Here is a 25,685-nt window from a genome sequence, read left to right on the forward strand (position 1 = left end):
TAGGTTACGATTTTTTGAACATTAGCACCCAATTGTTGAATAAATCTAAAAATTTTTTGACTTGTTTTCCTTTCTTTTGAAGCGATAAAGAAGCATGTTTTCACATTTTTCATAAATTTTTATGGTAGTTTGAATAACTTTTAGTTTAGGGAATGTTAAATATATAAAAGTTGAAACTGCTAGGCTTATTAATACTCCTGCTAAAACATCAAAAGGATAATGAACCCCAACCCATATACGGGAGACTCCCACAAGAACAGCTAACAATACCCATAAGATTGACCAGCCTCTTTTAAAGAGCCAGAATGAAATACAATATGAGAAGAATAAAATTGTATGGTCACTTGGAAAAGAATTGTCTTTTTCTTTATGTATCAGTTTATTAACCTCTCCCAATTCAACAAAAGGTTGATAATTCGAGTGAAATGCCCCTGCAACCTTCCCTATCGTAAAAGCACAAATGAAAGCGATAGATGCACAAAGAATCATAATTCTATTATCCGTATCTCTTGTAAACCAAATAAAAAGAACACTTAGTGCAAGTAAAAAAACCATATATTCAGCAATAAAACTAAATACAGGATTCAAAAAGGGATGTTCTTTTCCTAAGTCATTAACTAGTCTAAACAGTGATATATTAACTTCTGAAATATCCAAACCCAACACCATCCAATCTCTTTTTAGAACATAGTAAAAGAAAATTAGATGACCTGCCATCGAATCAAATTACATTATTTGAGATTAAAGTTACATTTTTGTAAGATTGGTGTCACATCATTTATGTAAAAAGGGGACCCAAAATCAATTGGAATCCCCTTATAATATTTAGTTACCTGCCTCTTTAGTTAAAATAGAAAAATACCCTTAGACAAAAATTATCTAAGGGAAAAAGCATCGCAACATTTTTAAAACGTCGTGACTTTATTTTAAACATCACATCTTTTTTACAAAAATCGTGACTTTATTTCAAAGCAACAAAAACAACCAAAGGGGTTAAACACTTTATTCCACAGTAACACTCTTCGCGAGGTTACGTGGTTTATCAACATCACAGCCGCGATGAAGCGCAGCATAGTAAGCGATCAGCTGCAATGGAACAACAGACACCAACGGAGCAAGCGCTGGGTTTACTTCCGGCAGTACGAATCTGTCATCCGCATCGTCCAGGCCTTTCAGTGAGATGATGCATGTGTTTGCTCCGCGAGCGGCAACTTCCTTGACGTTTCCGCGGATGCTTAGGTTTACGTGCTCTTGCGTTGCCAGCGCAAATACTGGTGTTCCTTGTTCGATCAAGGCAATTGTACCGTGCTTCAGCTCTCCGCCGGCAAAACCTTCTGCCTGGATGTAAGAAATCTCTTTCAGCTTCAGTGCGCCTTCGACACATACAAAGTAGTCAAGGCCGCGTCCGATGAAGAAAGCGTTTCTGGATACAGTCAGGTATTCACGGGCGATCATTTCCATTTCGTCTTTCTGGTCGCAAAGGGCTTCCATTGCGTTTGCAGCGATACCAAGCTCTTTGACGAGGTCGAATCCGATATCAATACCGTTTTTGTCAGCGGCTACAGATGCAAGAACCGCAAGAACTGCGATTTGGGCAGTGTATGCTTTCGTTGACGCAACAGCGATTTCAGGGCCTGCATGAAGCAGCAATGTGTAGTCAGCTTCACGAGAAAGCGTTGATCCCGGTACGTTTGTGATTGTCAGCGCCTTGAGTCCGAGCGCTTTGACTTGAACAAGAACCGCGCGGCTGTCCGCTGTTTCCCCGCTTTGAGAAAGGAAAATGAAGAGCGGTTTCTTAGACAGAAGCGGCATGTTGTAAGAGAATTCACTCGCTACATGCACTTCAACCGGCACGTTTGCCCACATTTCAATATATTGTTTACCGACAAGCCCTGCATGGTAGCTTGTTCCGCAGCCGATGATATAGATGCGGTCTGCTTCGGCTACAGCAGAAGCGATATCTCCAGGCACGGACAGCTTGCCGTTTTCATCTTGATACGTTTGGATGATTTTGCGCATAACAACAGGCTGCTCATCCGTTTCTTTCAACATGTAGTGAGGGTACGTGCCTTTCTCGATATCACTGGCATCAAGCTCAGCAATATAAGACGCACGTGTAATCACGTCACCATCAAGGTTTTTGATGACAACTTGGTCGTCAGTGACGATAACCATTTCTTTATCCATCAGCTCTACGTATTCGTTTGTTACTTGAAGCATCGCCATCGCATCAGATGCTACGACGTTGAATGTGTCTCCAAGACCGACTAATAGAGGGCTTTTGTTCTTCGCAACAAAAATCGTTTCTCTGTTGTCGTTGTCGAATAAAGCAATTGCATAAGAGCCTTTTAACAGTGTAAGTGTTTTGCGGAACGCTTCTTCTGTCTCAAGTCCTCCGTTTACAAATTGCTCGATTACTTGAACGACTACTTCTGTATCGGTGTCACTTTTTAGCTCTACATCTTGTAAATACTCTTGTTTCAGCTGAACATAGTTCTCGATCACGCCGTTATGAACAAGTGTAAAGCGGCCGAGTGCGCTTTGATGCGGGTGAGCGTTCAGATAGCTTGGTTCGCCGTGTGTTGCCCAGCGAGTATGGCCAATTCCGGCTTTCGCTTCTACATTGGCATCCACAACTTCACGAAGATCCGCAATGCGTCCTTTTTCTTTGAACACATGGACTCCCTGTTCGTTGGCAACAGCGATACCAGCAGAGTCATATCCGCGGTATTCAAGCTTTTCTAACCCTTTCAACAAAATTTCCTTCGCATCAAGCTGACCGATATAACCTACGATTCCACACATATTTTCTTCCTCCTAAGATTGCAAAAGGAGACGAAGAAAGTCAAATTTCAAGGGGACTTTCAATCGTCCCCTCCTACATGTTTTTGGAAGATCATGTGATTTCTCTTTGTGCAAGGAGTCACCCCCTTGGTTTGAAGAAATCCTTACGGCTGTGATCTGCACACTCAGCCGGGAGGCATCCGCCGAAAATTCGATAACCTCCATCCTCGTCAACTAAGCCTTTTTCCGGGCGCTTAGTTCGGGCGCTATTATTATAGGTAAAGCAATAATCCCGTCTTTTCTTCCTCAGAGAAATGAGAACAAGACAAGCTTGATTTTACAGCATGTGCCATGAACGGTCAATTGTTTTTTAAACAACTTTGCCGCATGTTTCACAATTATCATATGTAAGTCCCGCTTGTCTCGTTCGCTCTCTGATGATAGACTTCGTTACTCTAATCCCATTTCTGACCGGACGACTTCAACAATGCGATTGACATATTCATCGCACAGCTCTTTCGTCTTCGCTTCAGCCATTACACGGACGAGCGGTTCAGTGCCTGAAGGACGCACCAAAATCCGTCCGTCGCCGTTCATTTCTTTTTCAACTTCAGAAATAACAGCTTTTACTTTTTCGTTTTCTTCGACTTTATATTTATCAGTTACTCTCACATTGACCAGCAGTTGCGGGAACTTTTGCATTTCAGCCGCAAGCTCTGACAGCGGCTTGCCTGTCGCTTTCAATGTGTTCATCAGCATGATAGCGGACAATAATCCGTCGCCTGTTGTGTTGTAATCAAGGAAAATAAGATGTCCTGACTGTTCTCCGCCGACATTGTAGCTGTCTTTTTTCATCGCTTCCACTACGTAGCGGTCACCGACAGCTGTCTGTACGCTTTTGATGCCTTCTTTTTCGAGCGCTTTATAGAAGCCGAGGTTGCTCATCACAGTGGAAACCACTGTATCATCCTTTAAACGGCCCTCAGTTTTCAGGTGTTTTGAGCATATGTACATGATTTGGTCGCCGTCAACGATATTTCCTTTTTCATCGACAGCAATCAAGCGGTCGCCGTCACCGTCGAACGCAAGCCCGAGATCAGCGTTTTTCTCTTTGACAAATGCGCTGAGCGCTTCCGGATGAGTCGATCCGACGCCGTCATTAATGTTTAATCCATTCGGGGAAGTCCCCATTGTTGATACATCTGCATCTAAATCAGCAAACAGGTGTGTCGCCAAGGACGATGTTGCGCCATGCGCACAATCCAGCGCCACATGAATGCCTGTAAAGTCTTCATCAGCAGTCTGCTTTAAGAATTGCAGATACTTTTGTCCGCCTTCAAAATAGTCATTTACAAGTCCGAGGTCGGCTCCGACCGGTCTTGGCAGTTTATCCTCCGGTTCGTCCATCAGGCGCTCAATTTCAGCCTCCTGTTCGTCAGAAAGCTTAAATCCGTCACCCCCGAAGAACTTGATCCCGTTATCCTGTACTGGGTTATGAGAAGCGGAAATCATGACGCCTGCCTCTGCGTCCATCGCTTTTGTTAAATAGGATACACCAGGTGTAGAAATGACACCCAGACGCATGACTTCTGCGCCAATGGATAAAAGTCCGGCGACAAGGGCTCCCTCCAGCATATGGCCGGAGATCCGTGTATCGCGGCCTATCAGCACTTTTGGACGTTGTTTGTCTTTTGTCAGCACATACCCGCCGAAACGCCCGACTTTAAAGGCCAGCTCAGGTGTAAGCTCACTATTGGCGACACCTCTTACACCGTCTGTTCCAAAATACTTGCCCATTTTATAATCGCTCCTTTTTTATTCTGATGAGGATTGTGAATCCGCAGCGGACTCATCCTGATCTTGGTTTTGATCTTTATTTTCGTCTTGTTTTTGATCATTGCTGTTTTTATCATTGTTTGTTGTATCTTCTCGCTGTTTGTTATCTTGATCATTCGTTTGCTTATCTGTGTCATCCTGGTTCCCTGATGTATTGCTGCTGTTGCCATTCCTGGATGTAGTGCTCTTTTTAGACGTCAGCTTGATTTTGGCATTCTTCTGCCCCAAGGACCAGGTTACATTCTGCGGCCCGTTCACTTCAAGCTGCACGCTATGCTCCCCGTCCTCTAAATCTGAAACATTCACATACAGTTCTATATCTGATTTCTTCAGTTTTCTTATATTGGCGGGGGAGCCTTTAGCCGTCACATCTATCGCTTGCGATTCAGGATCAAGAAATTCGATGTTTTGCGAGCTGCTCAGCCCCACAGTCTTAATTGAGACATTTTCAAACTTCTGATCCGCTTCACTATCAACTTCTATATGCAATGTCACCTTTGACGGCGAGATTTTTTTGATGCCGTCAGGAAGCGGAATATCTGCCTCGATATCGGAATCCTTGTTGATTTTGCTTAAATCTAAGCTGACGCCGTCAACAAATTCAAGAGAATCCAACACATCCTGCGAGCCGTAAACCGTTACCTCACTGGGGCTGGATTCAATATTTGCTATGCTGACACCGTCTGGAAGGCTTCCTGTCCGTTCAATTTTAAAGGGCACTTTTTTACTCGGACTCGTCACCGGAACAGTAATCTTAATGACCGATGGCTCTACATCAACAGGAAGCGCGTTTCCATCCTTATCATAGACAGTCACTTTCGCTTCCTGATCAATCGTTTCATCTGCATTTTCCAAATTCACTGAAGCTTTCACAAGAGAAATATTATCGATTACATTTTTAGATCCGGTAATCTGCACATTTTTCGGACTGACAATCGGCTGCTCCGGGGAATAGCCTTTTTTCATTTTGCTTTTGTTGTAATACTCCACTTCTACGGGAAAGCTTTTAGTCGTCCGTTCTTGAATGGTCACTGTCGTAACAGACGGATTGATTGAAATTGTCAGCCCATCCGACACGTTTTTGGCCTTAAGCTCGACCTTATGTGTGCCGGTTTTCAAATGTTCCATATCGGCATATATTTCAAAGTTCTTTGTCTGCCTAGCCTTTTTCACGGCGCTTGTCGAACCTTTTATCGTGACATTAACCGTTTGCGGCACACCCGTCACGACATAATTTTCATCATCATAATACGCTTTGACCGGAATATCAGTCAGTGTTGCCTCATCTGTTGTTGATGTCGGAAAGAAAGATTCACCCGGTTTTTTCGGAGTCGGTGCTTGATTGCTGTTAACCGCCACATAAAGCAAGAGTGCGAAAAGCAGAGCGATAATTTTCACAGCCCAGCGGTTGTTTAAGAATTTATCCATTTTTCTTGCCCCTCCAATACCAGCGGTTAGAAGAAGTGTCTCTGGTGTTTTTCTTAAACTCGGCTTCAAGCATTTCTTTCAGCGCTTCTTCAGTCAGCTCTCTGTGAAGGTCGCCGTTCTTCGCCACACTGACGCCGCCGGTCTCTTCAGACACAATAATCGTCAAGCTGTCTGTTACTTCACTGATGCCGACAGCCGCTCTGTGCCGCGTACCCAGTTCTTTCGAAATAAACGGGCTTTCAGAAAGCGGCAGATAACAGGCGGCCGCGGCAATTTCATTATTCTTCATGATCACCGCGCCGTCATGAAGCGGGGTATTCGGAATAAAAATATTGATCAGCAGCTCAGAGCTGACTTTGGCATTCAATGGTATGCCGGTCTCAATATAATCCCCCATTCCAGTATCCCGCTCAATGGTCAGCAGAGCGCCTATACGGCGTTTCGCCATATAATTGATCGCTTTTGTGATGGCCTCAATGGTTTTCTGCTGCGCTTCTTCCACAGGCGTGCCGCTCCTTGAAAAAAAGCGGCCGCGGCCGAGCTGTTCAAGCGCTCTTCTCAGCTCAGGCTGAAAAATAATAATAATTGCTAAAAATCCCCATGTTATCGCTTGGTCCATCAGCCATTGAAGTGTGCTGAGACCCAAGTATTGGCTGGCCATACGGACAAGCACGATCACAACAATTCCTTTTAACAGCTGGACCGCTTTCGTGCCGCGTATCACCATAATCAATTTATATATCACATACCAAACAAGGAGAATATCAACGGCATTGCCGAGGTACTGCAAAAAAGGGATATCCTCAAAAGCCATTTCCTCGTCCTCCACGAATTCAGTCATTTCGTATTTTGTGTTTTACGTGTTACGCATATGTACTTTACATAGCGAGCCCATTATACCACATTTCGATTTGGCAAGTGAAATGTGCCCACCTTCTCAGCCCGCAAAAAAAGAGCAAAGCGGCTGATACGCTTTACTCTTTTCCGTTTGGATCTAATGCATGGAATATACTTTTCCCCGCAGACTTCATCTTGTACCATGTCCAGTCGAATAATTGATTGATTTCTTCAATCTGACCTGTGACTTGTCCAGCAGAGGCCATATACTTTTCGCCGTTTACGACAGTTACATCCCCGTCTATTTTTCCTTTAATGATCAGCTTGCCGTTTTTGACAGTCACATCACCTTTGACCGTCTCACCTTCAGGCACGATCACAGTGCTGTTATGCACCACTAGATTCGGCTGCTTGGACACGCTGAAATTGTGGTCATTATGCCAGCTGTTAAAAAAACCTCCGCCCATCAAAATGATGAATACCGCAGCAGCTGCGATAACGGGATGGGATCTGAACCATCTTTTCACAGAAGCTCTTTTCTTCTCCTTAGGCAATTTTGCCATGACGTTAGCGGTAAAATTTGCGGGGGCTTCAACATGCGATGTGCTCCGGACGAGCGCTATGGATTTTTCCATCTCATAAAAATGCTTTTTGCATTTCTCGCATGTCTCAAGATGTTCCTTTAATTCGTGTTCATCTTTTGGAAGGATATCTCCATCAAGATGCATATGCATAAGCTGCACAATTTGTTCAGGACAGCTCATTTCATCACCCCACTTAAAGATCCCTTAATTGTTTTCTGAGAGCCTCTCTGCCTCTGTGAATCCGCGTTTTTACAGTCCCAACAGGAATATTCAGAATCTCGCCGATTTCAATTAATGAGAGTTCGTCAATATACTTTAATACGATGACGGTTCTGTATTTGTCAGGAAGCTTTAAAATTTTCTGCTGAATCGTGTGTGAGAGCTCCAGCGACACAACTGCATCCTCAGGCAAAACTCCGTCTGCGGCGATTTGCGAATACATGGTCAAGCCTTCCGTACCAGCCACCACTGCATCGAGGTAATAATCTGGCTTCTTTTTGCGAATGCGGTCAATGGTCAAATTGGTGGCAATTCGGTAAAGCCAAGTTGAAAATTTCCGGTTAATATCAAAACTGTCGATATTAACGTACGCTCTGATGAAAGCCTCCTGTGCAATATCCTCCGCCTCATGCACATTGCCAAGCATACGGTAGCAAAGCTGATAAATTTTATCTTTGTAAATATCTACGATGTCTGCAAATGCATTTTGATCGCCTTTTTTGACTTGCTTAATTCTCTTTTTAATCATCATTTCCATATTTATCTAACCTCTGCCTTCACCGGTCTGTATGTATACGAGCTTCGTTTCAAAAGGTTTCAACTTTTTTATAGAATAAGTTTATCAAATTTTTGGCAGGGTGTAGATGGTAATTCGTGAATAAACTACCTTAACATATTTTTAAAATTACTATACAGACTGAACAGTTAGAAGTTGAAATGATTTTAAAAAAGAAAAAAGACACCTTTTGGTCAAAGGTGTCTGTGACTGGGCTAGCTGGATTCGAACCAACGCATGACGGAGTCAAAGTCCGTTGCCTTACCGCTTGGCTATAGCCCAATAATGGTGGAGGGGGGCAGATTCGAACTGCCGAACCCTGAGGGAGCGGATTTACAGTCCGCCGCGTTTAGCCACTTCGCTACCCCTCCATATTAATAGTAAGAAACACAGTGCCGGCAAGAGGACTTGAACCCCCAACCTACTGATTACAAGTCAGTTGCTCTACCAATTGAGCTACACCGGCAAGATGGTGGAGGATGACGGGCTCGAACCGCCGACCCTCTGCTTGTAAGGCAGATGCTCTCCCAGCTGAGCTAATCCTCCAAATGGTGACCCGTACGGGATTCGAACCCGTGTTACCGCCGTGAAAGGGCGGTGTCTTAACCGCTTGACCAACGGGCCGTTTGTGTTCTCGTCGAGCTGACAAAAGTTATTATATACAGGTTATCCCCCCTTTGTAAAGGGTAAAATTAAATTTTTTATTTTCAAACTTTTTAACTCCTTTTTTAACTGAAAAAGCCTCCTGCCATTAGTCATTTATTTTATGATAGAGACAAGCAAAGTAAGAGAGGAGAAACCATTATGATTCTAGTCAGTTCTTGTCTTGGAGGCATTGAATGCAGATATAACGGCTCTCACGCCGCGTCAGCGAAAATCAGAAAACTCGTCAATGAAAATAAAGCGGTCATGGCTTGCCCTGAGCTTCTCGGCGGCTTCTCAACTCCCCGTGAGCCTGCAGAAATCATCGGAGGCACCGGTGAGGATGTTCTCAATGGCAACGCGAAAATCGTGACAGCTTCTGGGGAAGATGTCACAGAACTATATATGAAAGGTGCCGCTAAAACGTTAGCTTACGCAAAAGAAATCAGCGCCTCTGCCATCATCTTAAAAGAAAACAGTCCATCGTGCGGAAGCGGATTTATTTATAACGGCACGTTTTCTGGCAAAAAAATCACCGGCAGCGGAGTAACCGCAGCACTGTTAAAACAAGCGGGCTACCGTGTCATTTCAGAAAACCAGCTAGACGATATATTGTAAGGAGGCCGCCACATGACTTCAGACATTTCTTTATCCTTCTATAAGCCTGAACACTTGCCGGAGCTTCAATCATTCACGCTAAACAATGATGACAAACGCTTTACCGCTCTTCCCAAAGAGGTGCTGACTCAAGCTTTGGGCGTACAGGACCGGTATCCGGTTGTCATCTTAAAAAACGATCTGCCAGTCGGTTTTTTTATTTTACACACATCAAGAGAAACGCTTGCGCCCTATTCTAACAATCCATTTGCTTTACTGCTCAGTTCCCTGTCTTTAAACGCTGTGCATCACGAAAAAGGCTATGCAAAAAAAGCAATGCTTCAGCTTCCCGCTTTTGTGGGCGGTTATTTTCCATGGTGTGATGAAATCATTTTGGCCGTCAATCATTTGAACACACGCGCAAAGCACCTTTATATGAAATGCGGGTTCCTTGATAAAGGGCGGAGAAGAATCGGACCGCTTGGCGAACAGCTCATTCTGCATTATTTCTTATCACCTTGAATGAAATAAAATTTCAAAAATTCAAAAACATAGTTGAAATATCATGACATAAATGAATATACTGAATATTGGGATATATTATTTTTGAACAGGGGGCATCCTCATGTCAGAATCAGAACTATTAAACCTTCACCATCTTACAACGGAATCACGCAATCGCCAAACAGCGGAAATCCACAAAGCAAGCACATTCGGCATTCTCCAAATGATCAACGACGAAGATCAGAAAGTCGCTGCCGCCGTTCAGCGGGTTCTCCCCGAAATCAAAACAGCTGTAGACTGCGCATATGACTCATTTCAAAATGGAGGGCGCCTTATATACACGGGCGCCGGCACAAGCGGCAGGCTCGGTGTCATGGATGCTGTTGAATGTCCTCCCACTTATAGCGTAAGCCCGGATCAGGTCATCGGAATCATGGCTGGAGGCCCCAAAGCATTTTTGCAGGCGGCTGAAGGAATTGAAGACAGTGAAGAAGCAGGAGCTAAGGATTTAAAAAACATACAACTCACTTCAAACGACACCGTCATTGCTATTGCAGCAAGCGGCCGCACACCTTATGCTGCTGGCGCCCTAACATACGCCCGCAAAGTCGGAGCACACACCATCGCCCTTACCTGTAATGAAAATTCCGCCATCAGCAAAAACGCGGATCACCGCATTGAGGTTGTCGTCGGACCTGAGGCCATTACAGGATCAACACGTATGAAAGCGGCAACCGCTCATAAAATGATTCTAAACATGATCTCCACCGCAGTAATGGTCAAAATCGGCAAGGTTTACGAAAACTTGATGGTAGACGTCAACGTCAGCAACAAAAAGCTAAAAGAACGCGCCATCAGCATCATCCAAAGCCTCACCAACGCTTCATACGACACAGCCAGAAACACACTCGAACAAGCCAATCATCACGTAAAGACGGCAATCGTCATGCTCAAAACGAGCACAGATCAGAATCAAGCCAAGACATTGCTCGATGAAGCAAACGGTTTCATCGATAAAGCAATCGAAAATTACCATCCATGATAAGGAGAGACCAAGAATGGCATCAGGCGGTTTAGCGATTATCCAATCCATGAAGCATAAGCTACCTCCATCCGAACGTAAACTTGCAGATTATATCCTAACTCATCCCCACAAAGCAATCGAAAGCACCGTCAGTGAAATCAGCACCTTAGCCAATTCAAGTGACGCCGCCGTCATCAGGCTCTGCAAATCACTCGGATTAAAGGGATTCCAAGATTTAAAAATGAGAGTGGCAGGCGATCTGGCAAAGCCTGCTGTACAAGGCTACCGGGACATTGCGCCTCACGAACCGCTGTCCTCCATTTCTGAAAAAACGGCAGGCAATGCCATTCAAGCTATCCAGGATACTTCGGACCTGATGGACTACAAAGAGCTTGAACGAGCGGTTTCTCTGCTTCTCAAAGCTCACACCGTGCATTTTATCGGCGTCGGAGCTTCAGGAATTGTCGCCAAGGACGCCCAGCAAAAATGGCTTCGCATTCATAAACAAGCAACCGCGTTTACAGACACTCATCTTGTGGCATCACTCATCGCAAATGCAGATAAGGATGACATCGTATTCGCCATTTCGTTTTCGGGAGAGACGCAGGAAATGATTGAACTGCTCACCATGGCTAAGGAAAAGGGCATCACAACGATCAGCCTTACACAATTCAGTCAGACATCCGTCTCCGCGCTGGCTGATGTCCCGTTGTACACGGCACATTCCAACGAAGCCTTGATTCGAAGCGCAGCCACTTCCTCCCGCCTCGCCCAGCTTTTTATGATTGATGTTTTGTTTTTAGGCATGGCGGCTGAGCAGTATGAAGAAACAACCGGCTATATTGATAAAACAAGAGCAGCCATACAATCTATGAGAAAAAAATAGGACGGCTTGAAGAGGAGGGGTTTTGATGAGCAAAGAAAACAACTACCATCATCTCGCAAAGAAAATCCTTGCGCTATGCGGAGGAAAATCCAATATTTCTTCGTATACGCATTGCATGACACGCCTGCGTATTACGATTTACGATGAAAATAAAGCGGATGCCCAGGCTTTAAGAGAGCTTGACGGCATATTGGGGGTGGTCGAAGCTGAAACCTTACAAATCATCCTCGGCACCGGAGTCGTTAATCATGTGACTGCCGCTTTCTCAAAGCTCGTGGCAGAAGAAGGTGTCGATGTCAAAGAAGCAGCGGTAAAAAAGAAAGCCGATATCAACCGGAAAAACGCCACTCCTTTTAAACTATTCTTACGTAAAGTTGCCAGCATCTTTATTCCTCTTATTCCCGCACTCGTGGCTTCCGGTTTAATCACCGGGATTACAAAAGCCATCATTCAAGCCGAATGGCTCTCTGCAGAATCACAAATCGCCATTATCCTGACAGTGATCGGCTCAGGGCTGTTCACATATCTCGGTATTCTCGTCGGCATCAACGCATCGAAAGAATTTGGCGGGACACCCGCTCTTGGAGCTCTGGCAGGGATCTTGATTATAAATCCGGAGATCGCAAAGATCAGTTTATTCGGAGAACAGCTTCTTCCGGGCAGAGGAGGTCTGATCGGGGTTCTTTTCGCAGCCATATTTATTGCTTACACCGAACAATTTGTCCGCCGTTTTATTCCTCAATCACTCGATATCATTGTCACCCCAACCGTTTCACTGTTACTCACCGGAATCGTCACGTATGTCGTATTTATGCCTTTAGGCGGCTTCATTTCTGACGCCATTACATCAGGCCTTCTCTCCATCTTGGACATCGGCGGCATCGCTGCCGGCTTTATTCTGGGCGCAGCCTTCCTTCCTCTCGTCGTAACCGGACTGCATCAAGGCTTAACGCCAGTGCACATGGAACTGATCAATTCAATCGGCAATGATCCTTTGCTCCCTATTCTGGCGATGGGAGGCGCAGGACAGGTAGGCGCTGCCTTTGCCATTTTTGTAAAAACAAAAAAAACAACCTTGAGAAAAGCAATCGCTGGAGGGCTGCCTTCGGGGCTGCTCGGCATCGGTGAACCGCTTATCTTCGGCGTCACGCTGCCACTCGGCCGTCCGTTTATAACAGCATGCTTAGGAGCTGGAGTCGGCGGCGCTTTTCAAGCCTATTTTCAAGTAGCCACCAGTGCGATCGGGGTCTCCGGGCTGCCGCTTTCCTTTCTCGTCCTGCCTTCGCAAATCATCCTATATATCATCGGACTCTTTATTTCTACTGTAGCCGGCTTTTTATTGACCTACGCCTTCGGATATAAAGATGAAATGGCTTCTCAGTTCGATTAAATTATGTCTGTTCAGGGATAATAACCCGATAGAAGCACGAAAGGAGCAACCTTGTGAAAACGAAGACCCTGTTCTTGTTCTGTGCCATTGTAACCCTATCTATATTGACGCCAAACGAAACCTTCGCGCAAACAACAATCGAGCCGACAACCATAAATGAAGAAATTGCACAATTCTCGCCAAAGAAACTAAGGAAGGTTGATCAGATGATCGAACGGGATATTGCAGCAGGATTCCCAGGCGCCGTTCTTGTCGTCGTGAAGGATGGCCGCATCATAAAAAAAACAGCATATGGCTACAGTAAAAAGTACGAAGAAGCAGAACTGCTGCGCCGTCCGGCAAAAATGAAAACCCGCACGATGTTTGACTTAGCCTCAAATACGAAAATGTACGCTACTAATTTTGCATTACAGCGCTTAGTCAGCCAAAGAAAGCTCGATGTCTATGAAAAGGTTTCTGCATATTTGCCTGATTTCAAGGATCAGCCCGGAGACCTTTTGAAAGGAAAAGATAAGATTCGTGTCATCGATGTCCTACAGCACCAGTCTGGGCTCCCCTCAAGCTTTTACTTTTACACGCCGGAAAAAGCCGGCAAGTACTATTCTCAGGAGCGGGACAAAACGATCAAATATTTGACCAAAGTTCCGCTCGATTATCAAACAGGGACAAAACACGTATACAGTGACATCGGATATATGCTCCTTGGCTGCATTGTCGAAAAAGTCACCGGTAAACCGCTTGATGTCTACGCGGAGCAAGAGATCTACAAGCCGCTGGGACTGAAGCATACCTTATACAATCCACTGGAAAAAGGCTTTAAACAAAAGCAGTTTGCAGCTACTGAACGCATGGGCAATACACGGGACGGCGTTATTCATTTCCCTAACATACGTACAGATACGCTGCAAGGAGAAGTGCATGACGAAAAGGCGTTTTACTCAATGGATGGCGTGTCCGGCCATGCCGGGTTGTTCTCAAATGCAGATGATATGGCCATACTGCTGCAAGTCATGTTAAACAAAGGGTCATACCGAAACATTTCTTTATTTGATCCAAAAACAGCTGACCTATTTACATCGCCTTCAGCAACAGATCAGACATTCGCTCTTGGCTGGCGGCGAAACGGCAGTAAAAGCATGGAATGGATGTTTGGCCCTTATGCCAGCGAAAACGCTTACGGACATACCGGCTGGACAGGGACGGTTACCGTCATTGATCCAGCATACCATTTAGGCATCGCATTATTAACAAACAAAAAGCATTCACCAGTTGCTGATCCAGAGGAAAATCCAAATGTGTTTGAAGGTGATGAATTTCCAACAGGCAGTTACGGGAGCGTCATTACCGCGATTTATGAAGCAATGGAATGAACGATTCAACGATAGGAGGAAGTTTCTATGAAACCTGTCTTTCCGCTTATCCTTTCAGCCGTTCTCTTTCTTTCATGTTTTCTCGGTGCCAGTCAGACAGAAGCCGCTGCATCCAGCGGCTCAACAGACGCCAAACAGATTGTCAATCGCATGACATTAGATCAAAAACTCGGCCAGATGCTGATGCCTGATTTCAGAAATTGGCAAAAGAAAAGCGAGTCCTCTCTGCAAGCCTTTACAAAAATGAATGAGGAAGTCGCCGGCCTCATCAAAAAATATCAATTCGGCGGCGTCATCCTTTTTTCAGAAAATGTAAAAACAACAAAGCAAACTGTACAGCTGACAGACGCTTACCAAAAGGCGAGTCCTAATATCCCGCTGATCCTGAGTATTGACCAGGAAGGCGGCATCGTAACGAGATTAGGGGAGGGCACTAATTTCCCAGGGAATATGGCGCTGGGCGCAGCCAGAAACAGAATCAATGCCTATCAGACCGGCACCATTATTGGAAAAGAGCTTTCTGCCTTAGGCATTAATACAGATTTCAGCCCTGTCGTGGACATTAATAATAATCCTGATAATCCGGTGATCGGCGTACGGTCATTCAGCTCGAATCGGGAACTGACAGCGCGACTCGGTTTATATACGATGAAAGGTTTGCAGCGGCAGAATATCGCCTCTGCCCTCAAACATTTCCCGGGACATGGAGACACGGACGTTGACAGCCATTACGGACTGCCGCTCGTTTCCCATAATCAAAAACGGCTCCGTGAGGTCGAGCTCTATCCTTTTCAAAGAGCAATTGATGCCGGTGCTGATATGGTGATGACAGCGCATGTTCAATTTCCTGCCTTTGACGACACCACATACAAAAGCAAACTCGATGGATCGGACATCCTGGTGCCGGCTACACTCTCGAAAAAAGTGATGACAGGTCTTCTTCGTCAGGAAATGGGCTTTAATGGCGTGATCGTTACCGATGCTCTCAATATGAAAGCAATAGCGGATCATTTCGGCCAGGAAGAAGCTGTCGTCATGGCTGTAAAAGCCGGCGTTGATATTGCATTGATGCCTGCCTCAGTTACTTCTTTAAAAGAAGAACAGAAATTCGCACGTGTCATCCAAGTTTTAAAAGAAGCCGTGAAAAACGGAGACATTCCTGAACATCAAATCAACAAATCAGTTGAAAGAATCATTTCCCTGAAAATAAAACGCGGTATATATCCGGCTCGGAACGACGACAGCATAAAAGAAAAAATAACGAAAGCCCAGAAAATTGTAGGCAGCAAGCGTCACCTGAAAGCTGAGAAAAAAATAGCTGAAAAAGCAGTAACCGTATTAAAAAATGAACAGCACACCTTGCCGTTTAAGCCTAAAAAAGACAGCCGAATTTTAATAGTCGCGCCTTACGAAGAACAAACTGCTTCGATTGAACAAACCATTCGCGATCTCATCAAACGAAAGAAAATGAAACACGTGTCCCTCAGCAAAATCAATTTTGCCAACCAAGTATTTAATGCCGAGTATGAAAAACAAATAAAAGCGGCTGATTATATCATTACCGGCTCCTACGTCGTAAAAAATGATCCTGTCATCGACGACACCGTATCAGATTCAAGCAAATGGGCCACCGTATTTCCAAGGGCTGTAATGAAAGCCGCACTGCAGCACAACAAGCCATTTGTTTTAATGAGCCTGCGCAACCCATATGATGCAGCCAATTTTGAAGAAGCGAAAGCACTCATTGCTGTCTATGGTTTTAAAGGATACGCAAATGGACGTTATTTACAACCCAATATTCCAGCAGGCGTTAGGGCGATATTCGGCCAGACAAAACCTAAAGGCACTCTTCCAGTCGACATTCCGTCAGTCACGAAACCGGGAAACACCCTTTATCCATATGGCTACGGATTAAATATCAAAACGGGAAAACAGCTTTAACAAGGAGGGGACACATGAGAAAAACAATACTTGCTTTTCTCACAGGGCTTATGATGTTCGGAACGATAACAACTGCCTCGGCATCACCCGATTCCAGAAATCAAACTGCTAAAAAACCTAAAGTCCAAACCGGCATAGACACGCTTTTGCCAGATTATAAAAAGCATCTCAAAGGAAAACGAATCGGATTGATCACCAATCCCACCGGGGTAAACGCATCTCTGAAAAGCAGTGTCGATATTCTCTACGAGAGCCCTGATATCAAGCTGACAGCTTTATTCGGCCCTGAGCATGGCGTCCGCGGCGACGCTCAGGCGGGAGACGAAGTCGGCTCTTACATTGACGAAAAAACCGGGATTCCCGTATACAGCCTCTACGGAAAAACAAAGAAACCGACACCAGAAATGCTGAAAAATGTCGATGTTCTTATATTTGATATTCAGGATGTCGGGACCCGCTTCTACACGTACATTTATACAATGGCATACGCAATGGAAGCCGCTAAAGAAAACGGCATTCCTTTTATGGTGCTGGACCGGCCGAATCCACAAGGCGGGAAACATACTGAAGGACCGATCTTAGAGCCTGAGTACGCCTCATTTGTCGGACTGTATCCCATACCGTTAAAGCATGGAATGACCATTGGCGAATTGGCTTTACTGTTCAACAAAGAATTTGACATTGATGCCAATCTGACAGTGGTGAAAATGAAACACTGGAAACGCAAAATGGATTTTGACGACACCAGACTGCCTTTTGTCCTCCCTTCGCCGAATATGCCAACGGTGGAAAGCACTTTTGTTTATCCCGCAACCGGACTGATTGAAGGAACGAATATATCCGAAGGGCGGGGGACGACAAAGCCTTTCGAATTGATTGGGGCTCCCTTCATTAAAAGCACAGAACTCGAAGAAACGTTAAACAGCCTCAACCTGCCTGGTGTGACATTCAGGGCGGCCTCCTTTACGCCGACATTTTCTAAACATCAAGGCACACTTTGCCACGGGGTGCAGCTCTATGTGACAGACAGAGAAAAGTTTGAAGCGGTTAGAACAGGTCTGTCACTCATTAAAACCATACACGATCTCTATCCTGAGGATTTTGAGTTCCTCTCAACAGGATCATTTGACAAACTGGCAGGCAACGGCTGGATCCGGACAAAAATTGAAAACGGCGCTTCTATGAAAGACATCATAGACAGCTACGAAAAACCACTCCAACAATTCAGCAAAACGAGAAAAAAATATCTCATCTATTAAGACGTAAGCATCGTATGTTACACGTGTAACATTTTCTTACCGAACAAAAGACCCTTACTTTTAAAATGAAGTAAGGGTTTATTTCATGACAAAAACCTACCCGCTTTATATAGGAAAACTTTCATTAATTTGGTACAATTTTATTGAAAATGATTATCAATTGAATGTTTCTAAAAAGGTGGTCTCCTCTTGCAGCACACAGTGATTTATCATCCTATACAAATTGAATATCTGAAAAAAACGAGTGATCTCTTCTCAGAACAGCAATTAGCCGATTCATTCGTGCTGATCTTTCATTTAAAAGGGAACGGTCATATTTCGATCGGAACAAGAGTCAGCCCTTTGCAAAAAAAGACACTCTATGTTTGTCCGCCTCACGAGACCTTCGGCTTTACGCCAGCAGAGAGAGGACATAATATAGATGCCTGTCTGATCAGACTGCAAAGCTATATCAAGGAAACCGGGCAAGATATCCTAACACCATGTACAGAAACAGAATTAGCCAAATTGAAGCATGTACATGTTTCACATATCGAAAACCTTGCAGTCCGGCTTCAAGAGCTTGCTGAGCTATGGAACGAATCGTCTCAGCTTTCTCGGCTGAAATGTGTGATTGAAGTACAAAGCCTGATTTATGACCTCTTCACCGCCAGCTTATCTGAACAGACGGATACACATTCAGCAATCGAAAAAACAAAACAATATATTGAAACACATGCCGATACAAAAATGACTCTGACCCAGTTGTCGCAAATGGCTGGAATCAGCGCCAAACACTATAGCGAAAGCTTTAAAAAATGGACAGGTCAGAGCGTAACAGAATTCATCACAAAAACGCGAATCACCAAAGCAAAACGGCTCATGGCGAAATCAAACTGCAAATTAAAAGAAATCGCGCATCAAACCGGCTATCAGGATGAATTTTATTTCAGCAGAATCTTTAAAAAACATACAGGTTGTTCACCTACAAGTTATATGAAAAAACGCGAAAAAAAAATAGCCGCATACGGAAGGGGCACCATAGGCCATCTCATTCCCCTTCATCACATACCGTTTGCGGCCGCGCTACATCCAAAATGGACCTCATACTACTATCAGCATTATTCAACAGATATACCCGTCCAGCTCAGCGCATACCGGTTTAATGAAAAATGGGAAGAAAACCTTCACACGTTATCACAGGCTGAACCAGATGTAATTTTTAGTATGGATTCTATTTCTCCCGAAGAACAAAATCGACTGAATCGCATCGCAGAAGTCATGTATCTTCCGTCAAAAGAAAGCTGGAGAACTCACTTTCTGCAAACCGCTTCATTTTTAAAAGAAGAGATCGAAGCAGAAAAGTGGCTCGCGGCTTATAACAAGCAGACAGAAGCCGCCAAAAGAACACTTCAGCACGCTCAGGGGCTGCGTTTCCTCTTTCTGAGGCTGCATAAGCAAAACTTCTATCTGGCACATAACCGAAGCATCCGCGAAGTCTTCTTTGGAGATTTAGGATTCTGCTCGGCAAAACCGGCAGACATGTCTTCAGATCAAGCCATTTCGTTAGAAAATATCGCAAATGACCAAGCTGACTGCATTATGCTTTTTCTATTTAAAGAGCCTGAAACCATTGCCTATTACCAGCAATTGCAACAGACAGAAGCATGGCAAAGCCTAAGCGCGGTGCGGAATAACCGTGTTTATCTTCTATCCTTTGACCCTTGGAATGAATACTCGGCTTGCGGACACGAACGGATGGTTCAGCAAACGATTTCCATACTATCCGGTGATTATCCATGATAAATTTGGAATTTGTCCATGGTGTTATATCTGTTCATTCTCTATAATTCCAATTGATAATAGTTATCAATTGAACAGGGGGCTCTATAGATGAAAAAGATATCTCTAACCTTATTAATCTTGCTTCTCGCGCTGACGGCAGCAGCCTGCGGCAGCAAAAGCGAATCGACTGCCAGCAAAGCAAACGGCACAGCGTCTGAGAAGAAGAAAATTGAATACTTGGATAAAACATATGAAGTAACAGTACCGACAGACAAAATTGCCATTACGGGAAGCGTTGAATCAATGGAGGACGCGAAACTGCTTAACGTTCATCCGCAAGGTGCGATTTCATTCTCCGGCAAGTTCCCTGATATGTTCAAAGACATCACAGATAAAGCCCAATCAACCGGGGAAAAAATGGAGCCAAACATCGAAAAGATTCTAGAAATGAAACCAGACGTCATCCTTGCTTCAACTAAATTCCCGGAAAAAACACTGCAAAAAATAAGCACAGCCGGCACGACGATCCCAGTTTCTCATATCTCTTCAAACTGGAAGGAAAACATGTTGCTGCTTGCCCAGCTGACTGGAAAAGAGAAAAAGGCGAAAAAAATTATTGCAGATTATGAACAGGATCTAAAAGAAACAAAAACAAAAATCAATGAAAAAACAAAAGATTCAAAAGCGCTTGTCATCCGAATCAGACAAGGCAACATTTACATTTACCCTGAGCAGGTGTACTTCAACTCCACACTTTATGGTGACTTAGGCCTTAAAGCGCCAGACGAAGTCAAAGCTGCAAAAGCACAAGAGCTGATTTCATTAGAAAAATTAAGCGAAATGAATCCTGACCATATCTTCGTCCAATTTTCTGATGATGAAAATGCAGACAAACCTGAAGCATTAAAAGATTTAGAGAAAAATCCAATCTGGAAAAGCCTGAAAGCAGTCAAAGAAGATCATGTGTACGTCAACTCAGTGGATCCTCTTGCACAAGGCGGAACAGCTTGGAGCAAAGTCCGCTTCCTGAAAGCGGCTGCTGAAAAATTGACACAAAACTAATTCAGAGTAGGTTTTTGTATGTATTCAAAACAGTGGACACGTATCATATTGATTACTTCTCCATTTGCAATTGCACTGTCGCTGCTGCTTTCAATCCTTTATGGCGCAAAGCATTTAAGCGCAGATATTGTTTTTACATCGCTTATTCATTTCGATCCGGGAAACACAGACCATCAAATTATATGGCATTCCCGGATTCCAAGGGCTGCCGGCGCTCTGCTCATAGGGGCAGCCCTTGCTGTTTCTGGGGCGCTTATGCAAGGCATTACGCGCAATTATTTAGCTTCGCCATCGATTATGGGCGTTTCAGATGGTTCCGCGTTTATCATCACGCTTTGTATGGTTCTGCTTCCGCAATCGTCTTCGATTGAAATGATCATTTACTCATTTATCGGCTCAGCGTTAGGAGCTGTGTTAGTATTCACCCTTGCCGCCATGATGCCCAACGGGTTTACCCCCGTGCAGCTTGCCATCATCGGCACAGTCACAAGCATGCTGCTCAGCAGCTTATCAGCGGCCATGTCGATTTATTTTCAAATTTCACAGGATCTCAGTTTCTGGTACAGCGCCAGACTTCATCAAATGAACCCCGATTTCCTGAAGCTGGCCGCTCCGTTTTTCCTGATTGGCATCGTAATGGCCATATCTCTTAGCAAAAAGGTGACCGCTGTATCATTAGGCGATGACATATCTAAAAGTCTGGGGCAAAAGAAAAAAACCATTAAAATTATGGCGATGCTTGCAGTCATCATTTTAACCGGCAGTGCAGTAGCGCTGGCTGGAAAAATCGCGTTTGTCGGGTTGGTTGTTCCACACATCACAAGATTTCTTGTCGGCTCTGATTACAGCAGGCTGATTCCTTGTTCCTGCATATTGGGCGGAATCTTTTTAACCCTGTGTGATCTCGCAAGCAGATTTATCAATTATCCGTTTGAAACACCGATTGAAGTCGTGACATCTATTATTGGCGTGCCTTTCTTCCTTTATTTGATTAAACGAAAAGGAGGGGAGCAAAATGGCTAAAAAATATGCCGTGTGCGTCGCTTTAATTTTCGTTGTCAGCTATTTCAGCTTAACGAGCGGATCCTTTTCTGTTCGTCCGGCTGAGCTGCTCTCCACTCTTTTTCAGATCGATCCGAATCCGCAGTATGAAATTTTGCTGTTCGATTTAAGACTGCCGCGGGTTGTCATGGCAGCCATTATCGGACTCGGTCTTGGCATTGCGGGCGCCGTCATCCAAGCCATTACAAGAAACGGGCTTGCAGACCCGGGAATTCTCGGAATCAACGCAGGGGCGGGCGCCGGTGTTGTGGCGTTTATGCTCTTGTTCCAAGGCCAGAAAGAGGTGACATCTATCGCTGCGGCGATGGGAATGCCGTTTTTCGGATTGATAGGCGGACTCATTGCGGCCATCCTGATTTACATATTTGCATGGCACAGAGGCCATTTAGATTCCGGAAGAATTATTCTGGTAGGAATCGCGATCAACTCAGGATTCAGCGCCCTGTCTTTGTTTTTATCTTTAAAAATGGACCCGCAAGACTATCAAATGGCCATGGTGTGGAAAAACGGAAGCATTTGGTCTGCCAACTGGACGTATATCACAGCCGTTCTCCCATGGATGCTGCTGTTTATACCTATTCTTATCGCCAAATCCCGCTTGCTCGACACCATTCGTTTTGATGAAGACACAGTCAGAAGTCTCGGTATTTCATCAAATAAAGAAAAAACCATTCTGCTGGTAGCCTGTGTAGCGATTATCAGCGCCTGCGTCTCTGTAGCAGGGAGCATGGCGTTTGTCGGCTTAATTGCTCCCCATATTGCACGGAGATTAGCCGGTGTCGAACACCGCTTTATCCTGCCGCTGAGCGGTTTAATCGGCATGCTTCTTGTGATCAGCGCAGACTTTGCCGGAAAACTGTTTTTCCAGCCAGCGGAAGTGCCTGCAGGCATCATTTTGGCGATCCTTGGTGTTCCTTATTTTTTATATTTGCTCTTCAAGCAAAAAAAGGGGGAAAATGCGTGAACTGATCTCTTTCTGAGCATAAAGCCGGCAAAAGGAGGTTCACGCTGTACCTCCCTCCTTCCTACAGCCAGGACACTGAGAGATTTCCTGCTGTTTACGTGCAGGATGGCAGTTCTTTGTTTCAAGACCACACCGAATTATTAGAAGGCAAATTTCAACAGCGCATACTGCCTGAGCTTGTGCTGATCGGTATCGATCCTGACAACCGCCTTGACGAATACACCCCTTGGCCAGCTGCATCACTCAGTGATCGGTTTCCGGACTTCGGCGGATTGGGGTATCACTATCTGTCTGATATCACAATCCGCTTTATTCCGTTTATTGAAGAAAACTGGAATGTCACCAGGGAACCGCAATCAAGAGGAATGATCGGTGCCTCATTAGGCGGCCTTATCTCAATGTTCGCCTTATTAAAGTATCCGACAGTATTCAGAAAAATAGGCGCTATCTCAGGTTCATACTGGTACGAGAACGCAGTTGAAACCATTCATTTATCTTCTTTAAAACCTGGGACTGCACGTGTTTATATGTCTGTCGGCAGTGAAGAAGGCCGTGATAAACAATCCATTCAGCAACATATGCTGCAGAATACAATACAAGTGCATCAAAGTCTCAAAGAAAAAGGCTTCACAGAAGACTATCTGTGTCTTTTAGTTGAAAAAGGGGCAGTGCACCACCGCAAGTACTTCTGCAAACAGTTCATCACTGCCCTCGAATGGCTATACGGAAAAAACCGCTCAATCCAATGAGCGGTTTTTTCATGCTTTCTGCAAAACAGGTTTTAATTCAAAACGATTCAGCATATAACCAAACAAAGCGGCCAATATTTGCTGAAACAGCATGCCGATGACAACGGGTACGGCAACCTTGGACGGGAAGAACGCAACGGCCAGAACTGCGCCGGCACTGATATTTCTCATGCCTCCCGTAAAAATAAGAGATACGATTTCCTCCTGCTGCCTTTTCATCATTTTGCCGATCAGCCAAGCAGCCGCATAGCCTGTTAACGCGATAAAGAAGACCGTCACAGCTATTCCTATGAATCTCAAATCAACCGCTTTGAAATAAGGAGCAATTGCCGAACTGTTAATCGCGATCACGGCCATCAGACATAGTTTTGAAAAAGGAGACAGCGCACTGCTCACAGATGCAGTTCTTTCTGGAGGTGACATCTGATTAAACAGCATGCCCAGGAAAGATGGAATTACGACCATCACAATAAGCCCCTTCACCATTCCCCACACATCCATATGAACCTGAGCGCCGGCCAGCAATGAAAGGCTCAGCGGAACGATAAACGGCGACAGAACCGTATCAACCAAGATAATCGAAAGCGTCAGACCGACATTCCCTTTGTACATCGCTGCCCAAATCAAGCTCGTGATCCCGGTAGGAATTACAACAGCCAATGTCAAGTCGGTGATCGTCAAAGAATCGCCTTTGAAGATAAGATGCCCGCTTCCACAAGCAAAAAGCGGCATAAAAATATGAAGAACAAAAAGTGCAAGAATCATAGGAAGAGGGTGAGACAATGCATGTCTCAAAGATTGAAAGTTAGCGCTCAAACTGCCTGCAAACGTGATAAAAGCAAAGATCCAAGGCACAGCGCTTTCATATCCATTTAAAAACTGAGACAACAGCACGCCCAGCACCACACTAGTCGGCGTTAAAAGCGGCATCACCCTCCCCAATACACGGTTCAGCTTCTGAAGCATCATATGCAAGTCCCCTATTAACAATTTGTTTCTTTCTCTATTATATCAATGCTGTTCAACACTATGTCACATAAAAAAGCCCAGATCTATTCAATCTGGACTTTCATACATTATGCCATCTGTTTCATAAGGTTTTTACTCGCATGGTTTAAACCTTTTAACTCAACCTCAATGCCTTGCTCTTTACATTTCGCAACAATCTTATCAAGCGCAGCCGCTCCTGAATCATCCCACACGTGAGCCTCAGTCAAGTCAATCACGACTCGCTCAATATCCTCTTGATAAATAAACGCATTCGTAAGATCAGCACTGACGCGAAAAAGATTTGCCCCTTTACTTGATATGTTCTCAGCTTTTGATTCTCTGCGTGAGAAACAATTTTAAGCTTCGAGATTTTTGCCACAAAGAACACGGCACTTAAGAGAGCGCCGACGAATACGCCTTTAGAAAGGTCATCCGTCACAACCATGACAATTGAATCTGTAATCGGCGCTTTTTTGAGGCCTTTTAAAGAAGACCAATCAAATGTGCCGACAGAAACCATCACCATAACAGCCACTAAGGCAGCCATCGGAATTTTCACCACGACATGACTTAACACCGCAATTAAAAACATCAGAAAAGCACCGGCAATAAATGCAGACAAACGTCCGCCCGCTTTTGTGTTAATAACAGATTGTGCGATCATCGCGCCCCCTGCCATTCCGCCAAAGAATCCAGTCACGATATTTGCAATTCCCTGTCCGCGGCTCTCTTTATTCTTGTCACTGTCCGTATCTGTCATTTCATCAATAATCTGTGCTGTCAGCAAAGATTCAAGCAACCCGACAAACGCTAAAGCAATCGAATAAGGAAAAATGATTTGCAGTGTTTGTACTTTGTTTCTTTTAGGATTATTTATGGCTGAGATGTTTGCCATTGCTTTAATTATCACCAATCAATTCTACCCGGGAAAAACAGAACAAACAACAAGCATGCTACTCGCTGCTAATGGATTAGGCGGTTCTATCCTGCCAATCGCAGTCGGATGGAGTCTGGATGAATTCCCTGTTCAAACTGCATTTTGGTTATTTACAACTCTCATGCTGGTCATGCTGGGGATTGTATTGGTTTTAAAAGTATTAGAGAACTTGAAAAGCAGAAAGACCAATAACATGGATACCGAGGAAAGGAAAGCAAATCAGTACAGATATAAAATAAAAAACCCAGCTCAATGAGCTGGGTTTTACCTTGCTTGGCGGCGTCCTACTCTCACAGGGGG

At 44.5% G+C, this 25,685-nt stretch carries 21 protein-coding genes, 5 tRNA genes and 2 pseudogenes; 14 read left to right on the forward strand and 14 right to left on the reverse strand.

The window, feature by feature from the left end; all coding sequences use genetic code 11:
* Window positions 1-45 precede the first annotated feature (45 nt).
* The 12 genes from V756_RS0116510 to V756_RS0116565 form a co-directional block, all read right to left on the reverse strand.
* Window positions 46-669 carry an undecaprenyl-diphosphatase gene (locus V756_RS0116510; protein WP_003241444.1) on the reverse strand — a complete coding sequence of 208 codons (624 nt, stop codon included), beginning with the start codon at window positions 667-669 and terminating at the stop codon, window positions 46-48.
* A gap of 333 nt (window positions 670-1,002) precedes the next feature.
* Window positions 1,003-2,805: a glutamine--fructose-6-phosphate transaminase (isomerizing) gene (glmS, locus tag V756_RS0116515; RefSeq protein ID WP_024715638.1), complete on the reverse strand. Its 1,803-nt coding sequence runs from the start codon at window positions 2,803-2,805 to the stop codon at window positions 1,003-1,005.
* A 429-nt stretch (window positions 2,806-3,234) separates the two neighbouring features.
* Window positions 3,235-4,581, reverse strand: coding sequence for a phosphoglucosamine mutase (glmM, locus tag V756_RS0116520; RefSeq protein ID WP_024715639.1), 1,347 nt, complete (start codon window positions 4,579-4,581; stop codon window positions 3,235-3,237).
* Between the two features lie 18 nt (window positions 4,582-4,599).
* The gene (gene cdaR, locus V756_RS0116525; protein ID WP_024715640.1) at window positions 4,600-6,048 is read right to left on the reverse strand and encodes a CdaA regulatory protein CdaR; all 1,449 of its coding nucleotides are present in this window, start codon (window positions 6,046-6,048) and stop codon (window positions 4,600-4,602) included.
* The gene (gene cdaA / locus V756_RS0116530) at window positions 6,041-6,862 is read right to left on the reverse strand and encodes a diadenylate cyclase CdaA (protein WP_003223651.1); all 822 of its coding nucleotides are present in this window, start codon (window positions 6,860-6,862) and stop codon (window positions 6,041-6,043) included. The genes cdaR and cdaA overlap by 8 nt, the downstream gene beginning before the upstream one ends.
* A 160-nt stretch (window positions 6,863-7,022) precedes the next feature.
* Window positions 7,023-7,649, reverse strand: a complete 627-nt coding sequence (gene rsiW, locus V756_RS0116535; protein WP_024715641.1) for an anti-sigma-W factor RsiW — start codon at window positions 7,647-7,649, stop codon at window positions 7,023-7,025.
* A gap of 13 nt (window positions 7,650-7,662) precedes the next feature.
* Complete coding sequence (gene sigW, locus V756_RS0116540) at window positions 7,663-8,226, reverse strand: RNA polymerase sigma factor SigW (protein ID WP_024715642.1); 564 nt, start codon at window positions 8,224-8,226, stop codon at window positions 7,663-7,665.
* 228 nt (window positions 8,227-8,454) lie between these two features.
* Window positions 8,455-8,526: transfer RNA gene (locus tag V756_RS0116545), tRNA-Gln, on the reverse strand.
* 4 nt (window positions 8,527-8,530) lie between these two features.
* Window positions 8,531-8,615, reverse strand: a tRNA-Tyr gene (locus V756_RS0116550).
* Between the two features lie 22 nt (window positions 8,616-8,637).
* A tRNA-Thr gene (locus tag V756_RS0116555) sits at window positions 8,638-8,710 on the reverse strand.
* 4 nt (window positions 8,711-8,714) lie between these two features.
* Window positions 8,715-8,790, reverse strand: a tRNA-Val gene (locus tag V756_RS0116560).
* A gap of 3 nt (window positions 8,791-8,793) precedes the next feature.
* Window positions 8,794-8,868: transfer RNA gene (locus V756_RS0116565), tRNA-Glu, on the reverse strand.
* A gap of 180 nt (window positions 8,869-9,048) precedes the next feature.
* Between V756_RS0116565 and V756_RS0116570 the strand changes: the two genes are divergently transcribed.
* The 13 genes from V756_RS0116570 to V756_RS0116630 all read left to right on the forward strand — a co-directional run bounded on the left by V756_RS0116570 (window position 9,049) and on the right by V756_RS0116630 (window position 23,458).
* A complete protein-coding gene (locus tag V756_RS0116570) occupies window positions 9,049-9,504 on the forward strand; it encodes a 2-thiouracil desulfurase family protein (protein WP_024715643.1) in 456 nt (151 codons plus the stop codon).
* Between the two features lie 12 nt (window positions 9,505-9,516).
* Window positions 9,517-10,005: a GNAT family N-acetyltransferase gene (locus V756_RS0116575; protein WP_024715644.1), complete on the forward strand. Its 489-nt coding sequence runs from the start codon at window positions 9,517-9,519 to the stop codon at window positions 10,003-10,005.
* Between the two features lie 103 nt (window positions 10,006-10,108).
* A complete protein-coding gene (gene murQ / locus V756_RS0116580) occupies window positions 10,109-11,029 on the forward strand; it encodes an N-acetylmuramic acid 6-phosphate etherase (protein ID WP_024715645.1) in 921 nt (306 codons plus the stop codon).
* 16 nt (window positions 11,030-11,045) lie between these two features.
* Window positions 11,046-11,897: a MurR/RpiR family transcriptional regulator gene (locus V756_RS0116585; RefSeq protein WP_024715646.1), complete on the forward strand. Its 852-nt coding sequence runs from the start codon at window positions 11,046-11,048 to the stop codon at window positions 11,895-11,897.
* Between the two features lie 25 nt (window positions 11,898-11,922).
* Window positions 11,923-13,287 (forward strand): PTS transporter subunit EIIC, encoded by a 1,365-nt coding sequence (locus V756_RS0116590; RefSeq protein ID WP_024715647.1) that lies wholly within the window; start codon window positions 11,923-11,925, stop codon window positions 13,285-13,287.
* Window positions 13,288-13,340: 53 nt separating this feature from the next.
* Window positions 13,341-14,657, forward strand: coding sequence for a penicillin binding protein PBP4B (pbp4b, locus tag V756_RS0116595; protein ID WP_024715648.1), 1,317 nt, complete (start codon window positions 13,341-13,343; stop codon window positions 14,655-14,657).
* A gap of 27 nt (window positions 14,658-14,684) precedes the next feature.
* Window positions 14,685-16,598, forward strand: coding sequence for a glycoside hydrolase family 3 protein (locus V756_RS0116600; RefSeq protein ID WP_024715649.1), 1,914 nt, complete (start codon window positions 14,685-14,687; stop codon window positions 16,596-16,598).
* 14 nt (window positions 16,599-16,612) lie between these two features.
* Window positions 16,613-17,857 carry an exo-beta-N-acetylmuramidase NamZ family protein gene (locus tag V756_RS0116605; RefSeq protein ID WP_024715650.1) on the forward strand — a complete coding sequence of 415 codons (1,245 nt, stop codon included), beginning with the start codon at window positions 16,613-16,615 and terminating at the stop codon, window positions 17,855-17,857.
* A 189-nt stretch (window positions 17,858-18,046) separates the two neighbouring features.
* Window positions 18,047-19,639, forward strand: a complete 1,593-nt coding sequence (gene btr / locus V756_RS0116610) for a bacillibactin transport transcriptional regulator Btr (RefSeq protein ID WP_024715651.1) — start codon at window positions 18,047-18,049, stop codon at window positions 19,637-19,639.
* A 90-nt stretch (window positions 19,640-19,729) separates the two neighbouring features.
* Window positions 19,730-20,683 carry an iron ABC transporter substrate-binding protein FeuA gene (feuA, locus tag V756_RS0116615; protein WP_024715652.1) on the forward strand — a complete coding sequence of 318 codons (954 nt, stop codon included), beginning with the start codon at window positions 19,730-19,732 and terminating at the stop codon, window positions 20,681-20,683.
* 18 nt (window positions 20,684-20,701) lie between these two features.
* Window positions 20,702-21,706: a FecCD family ABC transporter permease gene (locus tag V756_RS0116620; protein ID WP_024715653.1), complete on the forward strand. Its 1,005-nt coding sequence runs from the start codon at window positions 20,702-20,704 to the stop codon at window positions 21,704-21,706.
* Window positions 21,699-22,709 (forward strand): iron ABC transporter permease FeuC, encoded by a 1,011-nt coding sequence (gene feuC, locus V756_RS0116625; RefSeq protein ID WP_024715654.1) that lies wholly within the window; start codon window positions 21,699-21,701, stop codon window positions 22,707-22,709. Before V756_RS0116620 ends, feuC begins: the two co-directional genes overlap by 8 nt.
* A gap of 44 nt (window positions 22,710-22,753) precedes the next feature.
* Entirely contained in the window at window positions 22,754-23,458 is a 705-nt protein-coding gene (locus tag V756_RS0116630) for an alpha/beta hydrolase (RefSeq protein WP_050585669.1), read from the forward strand.
* 9 nt (window positions 23,459-23,467) lie between these two features.
* Here V756_RS0116630 and V756_RS0116635 read toward each other — a convergent pair whose 3' ends face one another.
* Window positions 23,468-24,388 (reverse strand): bile acid:sodium symporter family protein, encoded by a 921-nt coding sequence (locus V756_RS0116635; protein ID WP_081719897.1) that lies wholly within the window; start codon window positions 24,386-24,388, stop codon window positions 23,468-23,470.
* A 146-nt stretch (window positions 24,389-24,534) separates the two neighbouring features.
* A pseudogene (locus V756_RS01000000122655) lies at window positions 24,535-25,298 on the reverse strand (SulP family inorganic anion transporter); the annotation flags it as partial.
* A 7-nt stretch (window positions 25,299-25,305) separates the two neighbouring features.
* Between V756_RS01000000122655 and V756_RS01000000122660 the strand changes: the two are divergent.
* Window positions 25,306-25,641, forward strand: a pseudogene (locus tag V756_RS01000000122660) (MFS transporter); the annotation flags it as partial.
* Between the last annotated feature and the right edge of the window lie 44 nt (window positions 25,642-25,685).

Origin of the sequence: Bacillus tequilensis KCTC 13622 (assembly GCF_000507145.1) — a bacterium.
Classification (GTDB): domain Bacteria; phylum Bacillota; class Bacilli; order Bacillales; family Bacillaceae; genus Bacillus; species Bacillus tequilensis.

Excerpts from the sequence above, each read along its gene's own strand:
- V756_RS0116510 (WP_003241444.1), bottom strand. The coding sequence starts at position 669 with ATGGTGTTGGGTTTGGATATTTCAGAAGTTAATATATCACTGTTTAGA.
- glmS (WP_024715638.1), bottom strand. The coding sequence starts at position 2,805 with ATGTGTGGAATCGTAGGTTATATCGGTCAGCTTGATGCGAAGGAAATT.
- glmM (WP_024715639.1), bottom strand. The coding sequence starts at position 4,581 with ATGGGCAAGTATTTTGGAACAGACGGTGTAAGAGGTGTCGCCAATAGT.
- cdaR (WP_024715640.1), bottom strand. The coding sequence starts at position 6,048 with ATGGATAAATTCTTAAACAACCGCTGGGCTGTGAAAATTATCGCTCTG.
- cdaA (WP_003223651.1), bottom strand. The coding sequence starts at position 6,862 with ATGGCTTTTGAGGATATCCCTTTTTTGCAGTACCTCGGCAATGCCGTT.
- rsiW (WP_024715641.1), bottom strand. The coding sequence starts at position 7,649 with ATGAGCTGTCCTGAACAAATTGTGCAGCTTATGCATATGCATCTTGAT.
- sigW (WP_024715642.1), bottom strand. The coding sequence starts at position 8,226 with ATGGAAATGATGATTAAAAAGAGAATTAAGCAAGTCAAAAAAGGCGAT.
- V756_RS0116570 (WP_024715643.1), top strand. The coding sequence starts at position 9,049 with ATGATTCTAGTCAGTTCTTGTCTTGGAGGCATTGAATGCAGATATAAC.
- V756_RS0116575 (WP_024715644.1), top strand. The coding sequence starts at position 9,517 with ATGACTTCAGACATTTCTTTATCCTTCTATAAGCCTGAACACTTGCCG.
- murQ (WP_024715645.1), top strand. The coding sequence starts at position 10,109 with ATGTCAGAATCAGAACTATTAAACCTTCACCATCTTACAACGGAATCA.
- V756_RS0116585 (WP_024715646.1), top strand. The coding sequence starts at position 11,046 with ATGGCATCAGGCGGTTTAGCGATTATCCAATCCATGAAGCATAAGCTA.
- V756_RS0116590 (WP_024715647.1), top strand. The coding sequence starts at position 11,923 with ATGAGCAAAGAAAACAACTACCATCATCTCGCAAAGAAAATCCTTGCG.
- V756_RS0116600 (WP_024715649.1), top strand. The coding sequence starts at position 14,685 with ATGAAACCTGTCTTTCCGCTTATCCTTTCAGCCGTTCTCTTTCTTTCA.
- V756_RS0116605 (WP_024715650.1), top strand. The coding sequence starts at position 16,613 with ATGAGAAAAACAATACTTGCTTTTCTCACAGGGCTTATGATGTTCGGA.
- feuA (WP_024715652.1), top strand. The coding sequence starts at position 19,730 with ATGAAAAAGATATCTCTAACCTTATTAATCTTGCTTCTCGCGCTGACG.
- V756_RS0116620 (WP_024715653.1), top strand. The coding sequence starts at position 20,702 with ATGTATTCAAAACAGTGGACACGTATCATATTGATTACTTCTCCATTT.
- feuC (WP_024715654.1), top strand. The coding sequence starts at position 21,699 with ATGGCTAAAAAATATGCCGTGTGCGTCGCTTTAATTTTCGTTGTCAGC.
- V756_RS0116635 (WP_081719897.1), bottom strand. The coding sequence starts at position 24,388 with ATGCCGCTTTTAACGCCGACTAGTGTGGTGCTGGGCGTGCTGTTGTCT.